Raw genomic sequence first — 16,404 nt, 5'->3', positions numbered from 1 at the left:
AAGGTGTTTGTAGGGCACAAAAACCCGAGTTCAACGGAGAAATACCGTCAGACAAGTCTGGAGGAATTACGTGCGGCGGTACAGAAATACCATCCGCTGGGATAAAGGAAACTTAACTGAACATAAAAATCGTTAACTTTAAGGGACAAATAAAATACCATCAAATGGACATTGCGGTAAAATACAGAATTATATCGGAAATCATCAACAGCAATGACGAGCGGGTTTTGAATGCTATCAAATCACTTTTAAACATTGAGGATGAAGTGGATTTTTGGGAAGAGCTAAGTGCGGAAGACCGGGCTGCCATCGATGAAGGGTTGGAGCAGCTGGATAAAGGCCAGTACGTGTCCCATGAATCCATCCGTGAGGAAATCAAAAAACGGTTCAACTTTTAGGTTTGGCATTGGCGGTTCGCTATTCTCTTCGTGCCAGGCATGAAGAAATAGAATTGTTGGAATAGGTCGTTCGGAAGTTCGGGCAGAAGAAGGCGAAGGAAATCTATGTCTGCATCGAAAAGTCGCTGGACCGGATATCGAAAGCCCCAGAGATGTACCGTAGATCCAACAGACGGAAAGGTCTGAGAAAATGTACTTTCAGTAAACAGACGAGTATTTATTACCGCATCCAAGAAGACCATATAGAGGTTGTGAGCTTTAGGCCCAACCGGAAAGATCCGAAGAAATTTAAAGTATAAACAGCCCCCGCACAGGACCGGCAACCCCGCTCTGAAGCCAGGTTTGGAGTAAAGACAACGGTAACAGGTTAAGCGGTGTTCGTCATCGGTCGTCTGCAAAAAGCCACGCCAGCACTCACGGATGGTTTTATGGAGTGTTTATTTTTTAAAGGCACTTGAACAGGAATGCGTCCATCAGCGCAAAGATGTGTTCCCTCTCCTCGGGCTGCAGTTTTTCGATGTCCTGGAGGCGTTTTACGGTTTTTTTGTCGAAGGAGCTGTTGACTCCCTCGCCGACCAGATAGTCCAGCGACACGACACAAGCATCGTTCATTCGATTCGGGGATTACCCAACCAAGAATCAGTGGTGGCCAGGCAGCAAGATTTAATACCACAACCCCAACAAAAAGACCTTGAATCCCGGATCGGTGGCCGGCTGGGGGATGAAGACGTGGCTGGAAAAGGAGCTTTTGGAATTTTCAGCCAGCACCACCCGTTCCGCCTCGTCGAATGCCATCGCGGCGCTGAACATCGTGCACCTGATGGTGACCCAACTCCGCAGGAAAGACGCCCCTGAGGCCTATATGATGCCTGTGCGCCGTGGCGTATATGCGCTGTACAATGCTGACAGCATCTTATATGACCAGGGCAGGCATGTGCTGACAAAAACGCCGCCAACAAACATGAGTTTTCGGAAAATCCGGCAGGCTGATTTTGCTTGTGCATGGAAATGCCGTCAAAGCCGATGATATCAACTATCTGAACCTTCAAACCGCTTTTTATGCCGGAGGGCGCATACGATCCCGGCCCGGAACCTCAATGCGATCACCATCCGTCAGAACCTGATCGCCAACCTTTTGAAAGAAGGAGGAGGCCTGCGGGTCGTAGAGGTGTTTGCGGTCCATAAAAGCCGGAGTTCAACGGAAAGATACCGGCAGACGGGCCTGGAGGAACTGAACACGGTGGTCCAGAAATACCATCCACTGGTATGAATCAATTACATAAATAAATCGTTAACTTTAAAGTGTAAAATTATGATAAGTATGGATATACAATCTGTCAAAATAGACCTGATACACTGGCTTACCGAACTTCAGGATAAGGCTGTCATTAAACAACTTCAAGGGCTTAAAGAGCAACAGGAACGCTCCTTTGAATTAAATGCGGAACAGAAGGAGGAACTGGACGGCAGGCTTGAGAAGTATGGAAATGGGGAAATGGAGTTTTCCCCATGGGATACGGTAAAGAGCAGGATAAGAAACGGTGCGAAAGAGGCCCTATAATTTCCGGCTGTCCGGAGAAGCCGAAGCGGATGTTTACGAGTCCTATCTTTGGTATGAAAGTCAAAGGAAAGGTTTGGGGGAAGAATTTTTAGATGCACTTGATGCAGCTGGACAAGCAATAGGTGACGATCCTATGACTTATCGGATTCGTTACAAAAAGATAGTCAGGGCTTTTGTAGTAGATCGGTTTCCTTACTTGGTTTTGTATGTTGTAAAGGGAAACGATATTGATGTCATATCTGTATTTAACACCAACCAGCATCCTAGAAGGTGGAAGAAAAGACTTAAATAGCCGACCACATCCCCCAAATGATGCCTGTGCATCGCGGCATATATGCGCTGTACGATGCTGACAGCATCTTAAATGACCAGGGCAAAAATCTGTATAATAGGGAAACTGTCACGGACATACGACCATGTTGTCCAGCAAACCGGGCTACCCTTGGGAAAGGTATGAGGCTGGCACCATAAGCGAATAAAAAAGGCCATAGGATTACCAAATGGCCTTAATGATCACACTGCAAATCAACATCCAAGATTTCAGGAAGGATTGATTCTAAACCTTATGGGAATCCGCATTTTCACGTCTACGGGCTGCCCTTGCTGCTTACCAGGGGTCCAATCAGGGGAATTTCTCAGCACATTCAATGCCTCGGCATCCAAGTGCCTGTCAATTCCTCTCACTACACTGACATCACGGACTTTTCCTGATTTGTCCACTACAAACTCAGCATACACCGTGCCTTCAATGCCTTCTTCCTTGGCGGATGTCGGATAAACCAGGTTGTCATTTAAATAACGGTTCCAGCCTTCCATACCACCCTTCGGTGTAGGCATTTCTTCCACCACGTCAAATACTTCCGCCTTTGTAGGGGTGCTGGATAAAGCAAGAACCTCATCAGTTCCTTGGATATTGAGATCTTCCTCCATTTCACAGGAGAAAACCAGTGCTAGCAGGGCGATACAGGGAAGCACCAATGCATACCTGAGCCTGACACTTTTTGCGGAGCTCGATTTTGTCATCATCATGATTCTTTTTTTGATTTGTAATTGATTAAAGTAATGGATGTAAGCTGGCCCTGAAGCCATGGGGTAAGGGTCTATAAGTAAATGTCCATATTCTTTTAGGTCACTGTGGTGGAGCATCTCCCTGTCCACCTGGAATTCATGTGTTTCTTTTAGACTTTCATGGATGAAGTGAAGCAAGGGGTGAAACCAGAAAAAGATGCGGAAAACCTCCAAAAATAATAGATCCAAACTATGATATTTTTTCACATGGCTTTGCTCATGCGCCAATATAAGGGCTGAAGGCCGGTCGTTGTAAGTATATCCAGGCAAGAATACAAAATGTAAAAAAGAGGAAGGCTTGAAGTCGGGATGTATCAAAACCCTGTGGCCTTCCACCCAATGTTTTTCTGCTTTTCGGATCATGGAAAGCATTCCATATAGGCTGGCTCCAAACCGGAAGAGTCCAAATATCACACCCCCTACGTACACGGATAGCACAAGTAGGATAAGGTCTAATTTGGGAATTGATGAGGAAGCCCCTTTCTGGAAAACAATTACCTCTTCCAAGGTGACCATTATTTTTTCACCATCAAAAAAAGAAGAGGAAGATGGCCAAAGGGTGGGAATACTTACCAGCGGAAGGACGCAGGATATTATCAGCATCCCCAATAGAAAAACCCTGTTCCAGGTAAAATGCGTGGTTTTTGCAAAAAGCCAAATATATAAGCCGTATAAAAGGCAAATACAACTGCTGGCTTCCAGGAGAAATTGAAGGAGGGCTTTCATATGATTATAATTTGTTCTTAATAGGCCATATGGAATCTCGCATGTATTATAATCATCCCTCTGTGTGTCGCTTGCGTCATGCTCGATTTCATCTGTTTATAATTTGTTTTTCAATGGTCATAACTTGTCCCGCACTTCAGGTCGGGATAACCTGCCCAGCCTGTCCCTTACTGGTTTCGGGGAACTTGATTCGGGAGAATCCCGCATGTGTGATAATCATGTCTCCGGGTGACGATTCCGTCATGCTCGATTTCATGGTTTCTTGTTTTTCGCGGCTTCATCGATCATTTTTTTCAATTCCGCCAAATCCTCTCCGGATAATTTTTCCTCTTTTACCAAAAAGGAAAGGAAGTTTTTGGCGGAGCCCTCAAAATGCTGGTTTATTAATCGCCGGGTACTGTTTTGGCGATAGGCTTCCTGTGTCAATAAGGGGAAATATTGGAAGGTGGTCCCAAATGCATGATGATCCAGGTAGCCTTTTTTCTCTAATTGCCGGATATGGGAAGCCAGTGTGGTATAAGGAGGCTTCGGTGCGGGCAAATTGTCCAAAACCTCCCGGATGACCGCTTTTTCCAACTTCCATATGATGTTCATAATCTGTTCTTCTGTAGGTGTCAATCTTTCCATATTCAAATGTAAACTATAAATTTCTAATTTCCTACGAAAAACTCGTAGAATTACGAAAAAAATATATTAACTATTTAATCGTGATCGATTCTCCCCGGTAAAAGATTGATAATAAGACTGCTTGGAGACCAACGTTCTGGCAGTTTTCCATTCTGTTGATTTTATATTTACATACCATTCAGGGGCATGGTCGGGATTGACTGCATAATCCGCAACCATTTCCAACGGCTTTTTATAACAACTGAAGTCAATACATCTACCCTATTTTCTCATTAAGGCAGGTAGTTCTGGATCTCAGTGGAGGTTAAATCCATTCAATAAACTTATGGGACAGGTACCCGCGCAATGATCCGCAAGGGGGCGCCACTCCCACCCTTGATTTTCATGGGAAGGGCTATTACATAGGCTCCTTTTGCGGGAAGCTTTTCCAGATGGGCCACATTCTCAAAAGCCGGGATGTTTTCTTTCATCAATTCCCTATGGGTACGAAAATCCTTGGACTGTCCATAGTCTATACTGGGCGTATCAATCCCCACCGCTTTGATGTTCCTTTCCCTCACCAGCCAGATAGCCGCTTCGGGGGAAAGCCCCGGAAAATGGAGATTGGCCACTCCCTCCTCTCCTTTGAGGCTTGTGCCGAAATATTTCTCCGCATCCGGATAAAATCTCCCATATCCAGTATAAAGCAGCGCAATGGTATTATCCGGGATCCGGTTGTTTGCCCCTTCCCAGCTCAGGAGGTCCTCTACGCTGACCTGATAATCACGGTCCTGTAAAGCGCTTTCAGAAATATTGATGACCACCGCGGGCCCTATCAATTGCTCCGGAGGGAGCTTATCCACCGGATCCTTTCCTTCGGCAAAATGAACCGGTGCATCCAGGTGCGTGCCCCCGTGTTCCGGGGCACAAAAAGAAAAAGCAGCATAATAATAGCCACCGCCTGTCATGCCCACGGCAACGGTATCCAGGCTAAAACCTTCTTTTTCGGCTGGCCAGTACAGGGTTTCCGGTGAAAAATCATAACTGAGATCCACCCATTCACCGTTTTCCGGGAACTCGTTTGCTTGCGGCCCGCTGTTTCCGGTGCAGGAAACGAAGAAACAGACGAAAGTGATACACAAGAAGGCTCTCATGGCCGGAATTAATGAATGGTAGCAAATTCAATAAAAACGGGTAAGCTACAACAGCCATTCAGGCATGTCCATCCGGAAAATGAAATCAAGCGCGTTCATTGGGTTCTTAACGGGCTGCAAGGTTTTTTCTCCAGTTGCTTGGTGACATAGAAACCCAGGGGCCGGGCAGGTAGCTTGTTCCCGGTCCCTGGATCAAAAGGGCTGATTTTATCTTGCCAATGGATCAGGCCGCATCTGGAATTTGTACACCTTGCTGGTGGTGCCCTTTCCTCCTTCCATATGAAAAGGCGTACGGGTACTGATGGTTGCCCATATCCCCCTTCCTTTCCAGCCCGCATCCGGGTCATCTATCCGGCCATCCATCCATTTGGTATAGAAGCCCATGGGATAAGGTACACGCAGTACCACCCATTCACCGTCTTTCAGCACCAGCAGTCCTTCGGATTCATTGCCGGTGTTGATGGGGATATTTTCCCCGAGCCCCAGGGTGTTGAACTGGTCCACCCAGGTATAATAGCTGGATTCTGCACTTCCTGAATAATCCACGCCTTTCATTTGGGGAAGGGGCTCTGTATAGAAAGTCCAGCCTTCCGGGCAATGCTGGCCCGTGGCGTCAGGCCCGTTAAGCGGTCCGTTGCACTTCCGCCTGTCGAAACTGGCAAGGTGGCCGCTGGCCAGTGCCACCCAGGCCACCCCATCCCGGTCAATGTCCATACCCCGGGGGGAGAAGCCTTCTATAGGCTCGTCATTTTCATCCAGGGGCAGTTCATAATATTCCACCAGAGCCGTTTCAACAGGGTTAGGGCCCGGTTCCAGACGGATAACCGCCCCGGGATATCCCAAGTTGGAGCCCCATACCGATCCATCGGGTGCCGGGGAGACGGCATAGAGGCCTCTGGCAATCCGTTTGTCTTTGTTAGGATCAATCGGATCATCCGGTTCCACGTAATCGTCACGCTTGCCATTGCCGTTGGTGTCCAGAATAAGCGGTGTCCAGCCCTGGGAGGCCACTTCATCCCCCGTTTCATCAAATTTTTTTGTATCCAGCCAGCCGATGACCTGTCCCCCGCCACTGGTCCACAAGGTATTGTTTTCATCCTCTGCAAACATCAAATGGTGCGTGCTGAAACCGGTGCTGATATGGGTATATTCTTCAGTTTCAGGATCATATACGCCCAGATGTCTGCCTGCCCTCGAAACAGGGAACGCTTTGGCCGAGGGGTGGTCGGAACCTTCCCGGAAAACAGGGGGGTTGTCCGGCGGCCGTACAGCAGCCGTGATCCAAACCCTCCCTTGGTCATCAAACATGGGATTGTGAACATTGGTCTTGCTGTTCCATATGGGTTCATCTCCCCAGTAAGGGGACGGCTGCGGCATATCTGGCCCCGAAGCCACCGGGGTATTGGGGTCGCGGACGGTTAAAGGCACCTGACTGATGGTGTGATTTACCGGATCCAGTACCGGCAAATAATCAGCGCTGGCTTCCAATGCGCCATAAATAAGGCCATTCGCGTTGACTGTAGGATCCCTCCGGTCGGTAGAGACCAGGTCGTGAAGGTATGCCTTTGGGTCGGCCCAATCCCATTGGGTGATCACCACATTTCTTTCTATACCTTCAGGCCGGGGTGGTGTGGGAGGAACTTCCCCTTCCGCTATGCGGTCAGTCCAGTCAGCAAACATTTCCAGGACTTTGTCCCTGCCCCATTGGTGGACAGCGGAGACCATCATGCCGCCAGCCTGGCCGGATTGCAATCTCCGTTCCCAAGCATCCACTGACGAATCGAAAGTCCCCAGGTTTTCGGGGAGTTCCCGGGTACCTTTGCTTCCCAACTGGTGGCAGGCCAGACAGGTGCCGGATTTTACATCTCTTAAGAACTGGGCTTGGGTTTTGATATGCGGAGCTATTCCATTTCCGTCAGGACCATCTCCGGGAAAATGGCTTTTGTCGGGTACATCCAATAAAGAAAACCAGTAACCTGCTGGATAATATTCCGCTGCTTCACGGGGATCATCCGCGACTATTGCTTCCAGATCTACCTGGCTGCCTGGCTTGACGGTTTTTTTGGGTGAATCCACCAGGCCATATCCCCTTACCCAAACGGAGTAACTGGCATCGGGTAATTCAGGAATCAAATATCTTCCTTCATCGTCCGTCACCACAATTTTGGCGTAGCGGGTAGGAAGGTCATGTGTTTCGGCAATGACCCATACACCGGCTTCCGGTCCGTTGGGACCCCTGACTACGCCCGCGATATCGTCTTCTCCCATGGAAACGGATTCGGTGTCCCGTTCACAGGAGATCAGTCCTGATATCAAGATCAGCAGAAACAAATAAAGTGATGAACGGTTAAGGTAGTCCTTTTTTTTTCGATGAGAAAAGGACATTGGAGGGATAGTGTTATTCGACTGCATGTTAGATTAAGCTTTAGTTTGTCAAATAATTATACTACAAAATGGAAATCCAATATAATCATTTTAATATAAGCAATCAAACATGGGTTTTCTATCAAATTTTCAGTGTTCTTCCTTATAGAATAAATTTTTCAATATTTGTAGTTGCTTAAGCCACATGACAGCAAGGAAGATGGCACCAACCCACTCGATTGCCGCTACTGTATATGATATTCAATTCCGATCCTGTAAAATCCGTCCACAGGATTGAGGATTTCCGTTCCCGGGTATAGTAATTCCACCCGCTGCGCGGGTTTGCCTCTGTTTAAAATCTTCGATAGTTGGAAACTCAGGTACCATTTATTTACGCCCCAAGTCCTGTTTGCAAGCTGAAATACGGAAATAAAATCCAACAACGGAAGTCTTATCCTGTACTATCCGGATTTTTATATTTCGGGGAACACGTTGGTTTTGAAGATCTTGATGGCGATGGATAGCAGAATGATTCCAAAGATCCGGCGAAGCACATCCAAGCCGGTTTGCCCCAATTTCCTTTCCAGCCAGTTGGTACTTTTCAAAACAATATAAATCACAATAAGATTGATTACGATGCCGACGGCAATGTTGGCCTGGGTATATTCTGATTTGAGGGTAAGGATGGTGGTGAGCGTGCCGGCGCCTGCAATTAAGGGGAATGCTATGGGTACAATGGAAGTACTGGTAGAGCTGGCTTCAGGATCCGGTTTGAAAATTTCTATGCCCAGGATCATCTCCGCCCCCAAGGCAAAAATGATCAGGGCACCGGCAATGGCAAAATCATCCACACCGATACCGAATAAGTTCAGGATGGACTTTCCCAATAAGAGAAAGGCTACCATCAGTACCCCGGCGGCAATGGTGGCTTTTTCGGATTGTATATGGCCTACTTTTTTTCTCAGGTTGATGATGATAGGGATGGAACCCAATATATCTATCACAGAAAAAAGGATAAGTGTGACCGATAAAATTTCCCTGAAATCAAACATAATAGAAAATTTTCCACAAAAATAAGTGTATAATTCCGATATATATCAAAAACCAGGAAAGTTTGGTAGACGGATTCCACGGCCTGCCCAACCCAAAAACCATTAAGTTCCCGGCATTATTACAAAAGGGTCTATGGGCTGGAGAATTGAACCGGCCTACCCCTTATTTATTTTCATGTCGATTTCCACCTTCCTCTAAGAATTTTGTTTTTCCAAAATTAAATTCCCTGAAAATCCGGCTAATTGGTAATGAAGTAAACGGTCCTTAATAGGCTTTTAGGAAATTCACCAGTTTTTCATACTCCTCATCGGAAATTGCGGGAAAATTGGCGATGCGGAAACTAGTAGGTTTCAATGGTCCATATCCGCTTCCCAACTGCATGCCTGCTTTTTCCGCGGCTTTTTTGATGTTCTGGATAAAACTTTCTTCTCCCGACACACCCAAAACGGTTCGGCTCCTGGTAGCAGGATTGGTAACCAAAAACGACAGTGATTTAGAAGCCCCGATCACATCCTCAAGTTCCTGCATCCTTTTTTCGGTCTTTTCATTGATTTCCCGGATGCCGGGGATATCCTCCAAGGTCCTTTTCAGCAGGTAGATGCCCAGCACATTGGGGGTATAATGTGTTTGGTAATTGTCCGCATTTTCCAGCATGAAATTGAGGCTGTTATACCTTCCTTTTTCCCCTTTGTTTTTGGCTTTGGCCACGGCTTTGGGCGACAGGACGAGGATACCCAATCCAGCCGGCAAACCGAAGCACTTTTGAACGGAAGCGTACCAGATGTCGGCCAAGGTAAAATCCAGATAGATCCCCGCCATGGAAGAAGTGGTGTCCACAGCGATCATTGTATCCCGATATTTCGATGCGATGGCCGCGATGGTGCTGTTTTTTACCTGGGTGGCATTGGAGGTCTCGTTTTGGGTGATGCCAATGATGTCGAAAGCATCAGAGATGTCCAACTCATCTACATGGATTTCCTGGTTTTTGTCCAGTTGCAGGGCATCGGTTTCGGGGATAATGTGTTTGGCAAACCCATACCATTTTTTTCCAAAAGACCCGGAAAAAATATGATAGGAGGCTTTTTCCACCAAGGACTGGGTGATGATTTCCCAGTTTTCCGTTGCACTGGAGGTAAACAGCAACCGGTAGTCTGAGGGGACGGCCAACTTTTCCTGGATGAGTTTTTCCGTGTCCCTGTACAGGTCCATAAATACAGCGCTGCGGTGGTTGGCACTGAGGATGCCTTGTTGGTACGCATCATGGAAATAATCCGGCAGCCGCTCATAGACCTTTGATGGGCCCGGTGCAAATGTGATTGTAGACATTTTAACCCTTTATTTGGTTTTAGACTTAAAGTATTGTATTCCCAACTCATATCCATCCAGGCCTAAACCGGCAATCATGCCGATGCATTCCTTGGAAATAATGCTTTTATGGCGGAACTCCTCTCTTTTGTAAATATTGGAAATATGAACTTCGATGACCGGAGTGGTCACCCCTGCTATGGCATCGGAAATGGCCACGGAAGTGTGGGTATAGGCGCCGGCATTGAGAAGTATCCCATCATAGGAAAAACCCACTTCATGGATTTTGCTGACCAGTTCCCCTTCCACATTGTTCTGATAATATGCCAGTTCAATGTCCGGATATTTTTCTACCAATGTGGCAAAAAAATCCTCAAAAGATTGGCTGCCGTAAATTTCAGGTTCCCGCTTACCCAGCAGGTTGAGGTTGGGCCCGTTGATGATCAGGATCTTCAATTTCTGTCAATTTTTCAGTTTATCCGTTAAAACCGTCAAAGTTAAGCAATCAGGGATTAAGTACAGGATTTATTGATATACTTTTTGAGCAGAAATTAATTTTGAGGCGCAGCAGAACCAAGGCGTATTTTCCAAAAAATCTTTATCTTCCCAGCAATTTTATAGAAAAAATGTCCTGGAGGAAAGAGATCAAAGCCTTTGAGTATTACCTGAAGATTGAACGTTCGCTCAGTCCCAATTCCATACTGGCTTATATCCAGGACGTGGAAAAACTGGCGGCTTACTTGGAGAAAAGAGATGCGGAGCTTTCCCCCCTTGATGTCAAACTCCAGCATCTGCGGTATTTTGTGAATGATTTGGCCAGCTTGGAAATTTCTGAGTTCACCCAGGCCCGGATTATTTCCGGCATCAAGGCCTTTTACAAATTCCTGATATATGAGGATAAAATGGAGGAAAATCCAGCCATGCTCTTGGAAGCTCCCAAGCTTACCCGTAAACTTCCCGACACGCTGAATTACCTGGAAATAGAAAAGATGCTTGAAACCATAGAGCTGGGCAGTCCTGAAGGCCATAGAAACAGGGCCATGCTGGAGATCCTTTACAGCAGCGGTCTAAGGGTATCTGAGCTGGTCAATCTCAAAATCGGCCACATCTATGCGGACATTGGATTTCTACGGATTTTGGGTAAGGGCAATAAAGAAAGATTGGTGCCTATAGGCAGTGATGCCAAAAAATACCTGAACATCTACCTGGATGATGTGAGAAGGCAACAAACCATTGCCAGGGGCCATGAGGAATATGTGTTTCTCAACCGTCGCGGCAAAAAGCTGACGCGCGTGATGGTCTTTTTGGTCATCAAGAAACTGGCCGGGCAAGCAGGGATCCGGAAAAAAGTGAGTCCCCACACTTTCCGTCACAGTTTTGCTACGCATCTGATTGAAGGGGGGGCGGACCTACGGGCGGTTCAGGAAATGTTGGGCCATGAAAGCATTACTACCACGGAAATTTACACCCATTTGGACCGCGAATACCTCCGCCAGGTCCTGAATACTTTTCACCCCAGAAAATAAGAACGGAGTTTTGGAAGAATAGGCATGTTATTTGAGTAATGGAAATCCGTATACGGAATGTCATCATGGAGAAGTACAATAAATCGCTGCTTGCGAATCGGTCCTGCGGTGTGCTCAAGGCCCGTTTTATAGGGGCGATGGGCTTATTGGTATTTTTATCCTTTATCTCAAATGCAGTGGAAGCTCAGGAGAAACTCCACAAACTGGTGCAGGAAAGGGAGCTGCTTCACCGTCAGTGGCAGGAATCGGAAAGCCAGAAATCCGGCATTTTTGGTAACAGAACAAAAAAGGATATGACGGCTACCAATGAGTGGATGGGTAGAATTATTCAAAAGGATAATCAGATCATACAGGAATTGGAACTGCTCAAAAACATAGAAACCACTGAAATCAGCCACGAGAAGGAAGATTATAAGTACATTGCGCAGAAAGCGGAGGCAGATATTGTCAAGCTCAAAAGAGCGATTCAAAACAAAGATGAAGACATCCGCGAAAAACAGGCTGCCCAGAGGACCTATGAATGGATCAGTTTGATTTTCTTTTTGAGTACAGTGGCTTTGGGGTATCTCTATTACCGTGCCAAACGGCGGACAAAAATATACGGATAACGGCTCTTATTTTTATTTTCGTTCGGTTTCGCGGGTTTACCGAGAACCGGTTTTTTCCGGCAGGGACTTTTCTGACACGGGGGATTCAGCTCCCTCTGAAGGGGAATAGGTGATATTTTTATTTTATTTACCGTACATTTTCAATAATTTCAATTTTTTAACCAAATGCGTATATATGAGTCGATTGATTATCAATAGTTTCGAAGAGTTCAAGGAGTACACAGGGAAGGAATTGGGGGTTTCGGAGTTCCATAAGGTTACCCAGGACCAGATCAATCTTTTTGCGGACGCCACTTTGGACCACCAATGGATTCATACTGACCCCGAGCGTGCCAAAAATGAAGGAGCTTTTGGTTCGACCATCGCCCATGGATACCTCACCCTTTCTCTTGTACCCTATCTTTGGGACCAGATTGTAAGGGTCAATAATCTTAAAATGATGGTCAATTATGGTATTGACGGTCTTCGGTTTGCCAATCCGGTTAAAGTAGATGACGAAATCCGCATGAGAGCTACACTTGCAGGCATCAGCGACCTCCGAGGGACCATCAAAACAGAAATGAAAGTAAAAATCGAAATCAAAGATCAAAAAAAACCGGCGCTGTCAGCCAACCTGATATTTTTATACCATTTTTTATAAAAACATTTCGCTGGACTTCGCAAGGTAGAAATCAGCAGCCAGACTGGGTTTAAGCGGGGATAAAATAAAAACAGCATCCACAGGATGCTGCTTTTATCATTGTTAAAAAACCTTATTTTTGCTTAGTCAAGCCTGTTTTGCTCTTCAGTACTACCGCTTCTCTGCGATACCCTGAAGTTTTCCCCCTGAGCGAATTTCCATCTCAAGGTCACCCGTAACGCTTGTGTGTTGTTGTACTGACGTACATCGGTATTGATCTGGTCAAAATTGATAAACACATTAAACCGCTGGGTTCTGAATAAGTCATTACCGTTGACGGTAAGACTAAATTTGTCGTCGTTAAAGGATTTCGTAACGCCTGCATCCATCCAGGCCAAACCACTTATTTTGATCTGTCCTTCTCTGAAAGGGCTTAGGTACATGCCCACCATTTCTATTTTGAAACCTTTGGGAAGTGTGATGTTGTGCTGGGTCCGGGCCATAAAGGAGAACTGGCTCACATCCAACAATCCACTCTCCAGTTGTGACTGAAACCGTTTTGCATTGAACTGCAGCATGTTTGTGGTGGCATACCAGTCAGCCAGTTCCACTGGCAACATCATTCTCACCCCCATGTGCTGTATTTTATCCAAATTCTGAATCTGTATGGTGGTGATTCTGGTTTCATCATCCTGGATCATGATCTGCCCAAAAGCATTTTCCGTCTGTGAATAGGTCAGCGTAAACTGGTATGAATCCTTTATGATATGGTTCATTTCAAAGTTGTTGGCATACTGCGGTCTCAGCTGGGGATTTCCCTTTTCCATGGTCAGCGGGTCAATGTAAAACACGAAGGGGTTCAACAATCTGTAGTTGGGTCTGGTGATTCTTCTGTTGACATTATAGACGATCTGATAGTTTTTGTTCAGTTTATGCTGTAAGTACATGCTGGGGAACAGATTAAAATATTCCTGCTTGTTGATTTGGTTGGAGGTGATGGAGTTACCGGTGATATCCGAATACTCTCCTCTTAATCCGGCCTGAAAATTCATCTTTTCCCCAATCGAAGACTTGTAAGAAGCATAGGCGGCCAAAACATTCTCGTGGTAGATAAAATGGTTGCTGTTTTGATTGGGCTCAAAAGGGCCTTCCTCCACGCTCCGGGAAATATCAAGATCATTGTCAGAGCGGACCCAACTTCCTTTGATACCGGTTTCCAGCTCTTTTCCTTTTCCCAGCGGTTTGGTAAAATCCGTTTTGGCAGTAAAGATGGTATAGGCCATTTCATTGCCTGTCCTGATCCTGTCCATCGAGGCCAAATCCGTAGCATCATTCAACCAGTAGCTGTTGTTCAACATACTCAGACTGCTGGCGTCCATTTTAGTGAAATCAACATCGGCAGTGATTTTTGTTCCCAAAGTATCGAGCTTTCCGATATAGTGGAAATTTCCAAAAAGCCGACTATTGTCTGATTTACTGTCATTGATGGCATTGAGGTAATTGACATCATTGTTCTCCGGGTTGGAAATGTTGGTAAGGGATTTTCCGTCTTCTTTTCCGTTTTGGGAAGAGGCCTGCAGGTTGATGCCCAAACTATGCTGCTCATTGATTTGGTAATCAGCACCTCCTGAAAAAAAGAGGTTCTTTCTTACCAATTTTAATCTGGCTTCCTGGTCAAATTCGGACAGGCCATTCTCCAGTTGAAAACGCCGAAGGATCTCCAAATCGTTAAATTGCGCCCATTCGTTATAATTCAGGCTGGCATTGGTGGTCCATTTCCCTCTTTTCATATTCACTGTAGCACCGGCAAAAGGTGCATTCAGCCCATTATACCGGCTACCCACGTTGATATTCCCATTGGTGCCGTTAAAGTTGTTTTTCTTGAGTTTGATGTTGATCACCCCCGCAGCACCCTCCGCATCATACCTTGCAGAAGGGTTGTTGATGACCTCGATGCTTTTGATGTTGTCAGCGGGCATGGCCCGGAGGAAATTGGCCAGGTCCGCAGCACTCATATAGGTCTGTCTGTCGTCCAACAAAACAACCACCCCGGATCGGCCATTCAGATTGATGTTGCCATCGGCATCAACGTATACACCTGGTGATCTTCCCAGCACGTCCAAAGCCGTATTGCCTTCGGCCATAACCGTTCCTTCTACGGTGACAATGGTCTTGTCAGCCTCAATGACGATATTTGGTCTGGCTGCATTGACGGTGACTTCATTGAGGGAAGCCACTTCCTCTTGAAGGGAGAGGTTTCCGAAATCTTTTTTTAATCCCGCCTCTAATGTGAAAACATCGCTTTTTTGGGTTACAAAACCTATGGAAGAAACAGCAAGCGTCGCCTTGCCCCCTGCGGCGGTTTGAAGCAAAAAGTGACCTTCTTCGTCAGTTACGGCGCCGGCAATCAATTCTTCGGTTCCTTCTTCCAGCAAAGCTATATTGGCATAAGGTATTGCCTTTCCCTTTACATCACTGACTTTTCCGGAGAGCGTGCTGGATGGGCTTTGTGCCGCCAGGTGGCTGAGGCCTAGAAGAAAAAAGAAAGCAGTGGCAAAAATTTGAGTAGAAATTTTCATGGTTTCAATAGATGTGTGTTCACAACTATTTGAAAAAAGATGCCAAACCGGAAATTAATTTTTAAAACGCTGATTATCAGCAGCTTATGACAAAAAGAGATTTTTCGACTGTATCAAAAACGGACAATTTAACTGTTCGGTAAAGGTACAAAAAAACCCTCGATACCGAGGGTTTTGATGGAGTTCAAATGTCATAGAGCCCGGTTTTATTTGGCAGCAGCGTATCTTTTACTTACCTCATCCCAGTTTACTACATTCCAAAACGCGGCAATGTAATCCGGTCTTCTGTTTTGGTAGTTGAGATAATAGGCATGCTCCCATACGTCCAGGCCAAGAATAGGTGTGCCTTTGGTTTCGGCCACATCCATCAATGGATTATCCTGATTGGGCGTAGAACTTACCTGCAATTCACCTCCGTTGTTCACTGAAAGCCACGCCCAACCTGAACCGAATCTGGTGGCGGCGGCATTGTTGAATTCTTCCTTGAATTTATCGAAAGAACCGAACTTACTCTTGATGGCGTCCGCCAGTTCACCTGAGGGTTCTCCTCCACCATTAGAAGAAAGGACAGTCCAGAAAAGCGAATGGTTATAGTGTCCGCCACCATTGTTTCTTACTGCTGCAGAGGCAGAAGAAACATTTTTCATGATTTCCTCGATGCTTTTGCTTTCCAAATCCGAGCCTTCTATGGCTTTGTTGAGATTGGTTACATAGGCGTTATGGTGCTTGCCATGGTGTATTTCCATGGTCTTGGCATCGATGTGTGGTTCCAAAGCATTGGTGTCGTAGGGTAATTTGGGAAGTTCAAAAGCCATTTTCTCGTGATTTTGAGTTAAA

General features: G+C 46.0%; 18 protein-coding genes and 1 pseudogene. 9 read left to right on the top strand and 10 right to left on the bottom strand.

Annotated features, from left to right (window positions below):
- Positions 1 to 164: 164 nt before the first annotated feature.
- Positions 165 to 398, top strand: a complete 234-nt coding sequence (locus ACFPFU_RS02620; RefSeq protein WP_377061208.1) for a hypothetical protein — start codon at positions 165 to 167, stop codon at positions 396 to 398.
- Positions 399 to 484: 86 nt separating this feature from the next.
- A pseudogene (locus ACFPFU_RS02615) lies at positions 485 to 697 on the top strand (type II toxin-antitoxin system RelE/ParE family toxin); the annotation flags it as partial.
- Positions 698 to 842: 145 nt separating this feature from the next.
- Here ACFPFU_RS02615 and ACFPFU_RS02610 read toward each other — a convergent pair.
- A complete protein-coding gene (locus tag ACFPFU_RS02610) occupies positions 843 to 1,010 on the bottom strand; it encodes a DNA-binding protein (protein WP_377061206.1) in 168 nt (55 codons plus the stop codon).
- A 109-nt stretch (positions 1,011 to 1,119) separates the two neighbouring features.
- On the opposite strand from ACFPFU_RS02610, the gene ACFPFU_RS02605 reads away from it, so the two are divergent.
- The 4 genes from ACFPFU_RS02605 to ACFPFU_RS02590 all read left to right on the top strand — a co-directional run bounded on the left by ACFPFU_RS02605 (position 1,120) and on the right by ACFPFU_RS02590 (position 2,251).
- Entirely contained in the window at positions 1,120 to 1,425 is a 306-nt protein-coding gene (locus ACFPFU_RS02605; RefSeq protein WP_377061205.1) for a hypothetical protein, read from the top strand.
- A gap of 108 nt (positions 1,426 to 1,533) precedes the next feature.
- On the top strand, positions 1,534 to 1,668 hold the full coding sequence (locus tag ACFPFU_RS02600; RefSeq protein ID WP_377061203.1) for a hypothetical protein: 135 nt from the start codon (positions 1,534 to 1,536) through the stop codon (positions 1,666 to 1,668).
- A 51-nt stretch (positions 1,669 to 1,719) separates the two neighbouring features.
- Positions 1,720 to 1,959: an addiction module protein gene (locus ACFPFU_RS02595; protein WP_377061201.1), complete on the top strand. Its 240-nt coding sequence runs from the start codon at positions 1,720 to 1,722 to the stop codon at positions 1,957 to 1,959.
- Positions 1,940 to 2,251, top strand: a complete 312-nt coding sequence (locus tag ACFPFU_RS02590) for a type II toxin-antitoxin system RelE/ParE family toxin (protein ID WP_377061199.1) — start codon at positions 1,940 to 1,942, stop codon at positions 2,249 to 2,251. Before ACFPFU_RS02595 ends, ACFPFU_RS02590 begins: the two co-directional genes overlap by 20 nt.
- Positions 2,252 to 2,499: 248 nt before the next feature.
- On the opposite strand, the gene ACFPFU_RS02585 is transcribed toward ACFPFU_RS02590, so the two are convergent.
- From ACFPFU_RS02585 to aroQ, 7 genes are all read right to left on the bottom strand, one after another.
- Positions 2,500 to 3,753 carry a M56 family metallopeptidase gene (locus tag ACFPFU_RS02585; protein WP_377061197.1) on the bottom strand — a complete coding sequence of 418 codons (1,254 nt, stop codon included), beginning with the start codon at positions 3,751 to 3,753 and terminating at the stop codon, positions 2,500 to 2,502.
- A gap of 252 nt (positions 3,754 to 4,005) precedes the next feature.
- Positions 4,006 to 4,380: a BlaI/MecI/CopY family transcriptional regulator gene (locus ACFPFU_RS02580; protein WP_377061195.1), complete on the bottom strand. Its 375-nt coding sequence runs from the start codon at positions 4,378 to 4,380 to the stop codon at positions 4,006 to 4,008.
- 323 nt (positions 4,381 to 4,703) lie between these two features.
- Entirely contained in the window at positions 4,704 to 5,513 is an 810-nt protein-coding gene (locus ACFPFU_RS02575; RefSeq protein WP_377061193.1) for a cyclase family protein, read from the bottom strand.
- A 207-nt stretch (positions 5,514 to 5,720) separates the two neighbouring features.
- Positions 5,721 to 7,844 carry a hypothetical protein gene (locus ACFPFU_RS02570; RefSeq protein ID WP_377061191.1) on the bottom strand — a complete coding sequence of 708 codons (2,124 nt, stop codon included), beginning with the start codon at positions 7,842 to 7,844 and terminating at the stop codon, positions 5,721 to 5,723.
- 506 nt (positions 7,845 to 8,350) lie between these two features.
- Entirely contained in the window at positions 8,351 to 8,929 is a 579-nt protein-coding gene (locus ACFPFU_RS02565; RefSeq protein WP_377061189.1) for a MarC family protein, read from the bottom strand.
- Between the two features lie 265 nt (positions 8,930 to 9,194).
- Positions 9,195 to 10,256: an aminotransferase class V-fold PLP-dependent enzyme gene (locus ACFPFU_RS02560; RefSeq protein ID WP_377061187.1), complete on the bottom strand. Its 1,062-nt coding sequence runs from the start codon at positions 10,254 to 10,256 to the stop codon at positions 9,195 to 9,197.
- 9 nt (positions 10,257 to 10,265) lie between these two features.
- On the bottom strand, positions 10,266 to 10,691 hold the full coding sequence (gene aroQ / locus ACFPFU_RS02555) for a type II 3-dehydroquinate dehydratase (protein WP_377061185.1): 426 nt from the start codon (positions 10,689 to 10,691) through the stop codon (positions 10,266 to 10,268).
- Between the two features lie 170 nt (positions 10,692 to 10,861).
- Between aroQ and xerD the strand changes: the two genes are divergently transcribed.
- The 3 genes from xerD to ACFPFU_RS02540 all read left to right on the top strand — a co-directional run bounded on the left by xerD (position 10,862) and on the right by ACFPFU_RS02540 (position 13,009).
- The gene (gene xerD / locus ACFPFU_RS02550) at positions 10,862 to 11,761 is read left to right on the top strand and encodes a site-specific tyrosine recombinase XerD (RefSeq protein WP_377061183.1); all 900 of its coding nucleotides are present in this window, start codon (positions 10,862 to 10,864) and stop codon (positions 11,759 to 11,761) included.
- Positions 11,762 to 11,826: 65 nt separating this feature from the next.
- The gene (locus ACFPFU_RS02545) at positions 11,827 to 12,369 is read left to right on the top strand and encodes a Clp protease ClpB (protein WP_377061181.1); all 543 of its coding nucleotides are present in this window, start codon (positions 11,827 to 11,829) and stop codon (positions 12,367 to 12,369) included.
- Between the two features lie 175 nt (positions 12,370 to 12,544).
- Positions 12,545 to 13,009, top strand: a complete 465-nt coding sequence (locus ACFPFU_RS02540; protein WP_377061179.1) for a MaoC family dehydratase — start codon at positions 12,545 to 12,547, stop codon at positions 13,007 to 13,009.
- Between the two features lie 122 nt (positions 13,010 to 13,131).
- On the opposite strand, the gene ACFPFU_RS02535 is transcribed toward ACFPFU_RS02540, so the two are convergent.
- On the bottom strand, positions 13,132 to 15,567 hold the full coding sequence (locus ACFPFU_RS02535; RefSeq protein WP_377061177.1) for a TonB-dependent receptor: 2,436 nt from the start codon (positions 15,565 to 15,567) through the stop codon (positions 13,132 to 13,134).
- Positions 15,568 to 15,773: 206 nt separating this feature from the next.
- Positions 15,774 to 16,382 carry a superoxide dismutase gene (locus ACFPFU_RS02530; RefSeq protein WP_377061175.1) on the bottom strand — a complete coding sequence of 203 codons (609 nt, stop codon included), beginning with the start codon at positions 16,380 to 16,382 and terminating at the stop codon, positions 15,774 to 15,776.
- Between the last annotated feature and the right edge of the window lie 22 nt (positions 16,383 to 16,404).

Origin of the sequence: Negadavirga shengliensis (genome assembly GCF_042652345.1) — a bacterium.
Lineage (GTDB): Bacteria > Bacteroidota > Bacteroidia > Cytophagales > Cyclobacteriaceae > Negadavirga > Negadavirga shengliensis.
The sequence above is the reverse complement of the archived record's forward strand: the minus strand, read 5'-3'. Positions and strand labels throughout refer to the sequence as shown.

Coding starts and splice junctions, on each gene's coding strand:
- ACFPFU_RS02605 (WP_377061205.1), top strand. CDS start 1,120: ATGAAGACGTGGCTGGAAAAGGAGCTTTTGGAATTTTCAGCCAGCACC.
- ACFPFU_RS02595 (WP_377061201.1), top strand. CDS start 1,720: ATGGATATACAATCTGTCAAAATAGACCTGATACACTGGCTTACCGAA.
- ACFPFU_RS02620 (WP_377061208.1), top strand. CDS start 165: ATGGACATTGCGGTAAAATACAGAATTATATCGGAAATCATCAACAGC.
- ACFPFU_RS02610 (WP_377061206.1), bottom strand. CDS start 1,010: ATGAACGATGCTTGTGTCGTGTCGCTGGACTATCTGGTCGGCGAGGGA.
- ACFPFU_RS02560 (WP_377061187.1), bottom strand. CDS start 10,256: ATGTCTACAATCACATTTGCACCGGGCCCATCAAAGGTCTATGAGCGG.
- xerD (WP_377061183.1), top strand. CDS start 10,862: ATGTCCTGGAGGAAAGAGATCAAAGCCTTTGAGTATTACCTGAAGATT.
- ACFPFU_RS02575 (WP_377061193.1), bottom strand. CDS start 5,513: ATGAGAGCCTTCTTGTGTATCACTTTCGTCTGTTTCTTCGTTTCCTGC.
- ACFPFU_RS02545 (WP_377061181.1), top strand. CDS start 11,827: ATGGAGAAGTACAATAAATCGCTGCTTGCGAATCGGTCCTGCGGTGTG.
- ACFPFU_RS02565 (WP_377061189.1), bottom strand. CDS start 8,929: ATGTTTGATTTCAGGGAAATTTTATCGGTCACACTTATCCTTTTTTCT.
- ACFPFU_RS02530 (WP_377061175.1), bottom strand. CDS start 16,382: ATGGCTTTTGAACTTCCCAAATTACCCTACGACACCAATGCTTTGGAA.
- ACFPFU_RS02580 (WP_377061195.1), bottom strand. CDS start 4,380: ATGGAAAGATTGACACCTACAGAAGAACAGATTATGAACATCATATGG.
- ACFPFU_RS02585 (WP_377061197.1), bottom strand. CDS start 3,753: ATGAAAGCCCTCCTTCAATTTCTCCTGGAAGCCAGCAGTTGTATTTGC.
- ACFPFU_RS02535 (WP_377061177.1), bottom strand. CDS start 15,567: ATGAAAATTTCTACTCAAATTTTTGCCACTGCTTTCTTTTTTCTTCTA.
- ACFPFU_RS02540 (WP_377061179.1), top strand. CDS start 12,545: ATGAGTCGATTGATTATCAATAGTTTCGAAGAGTTCAAGGAGTACACA.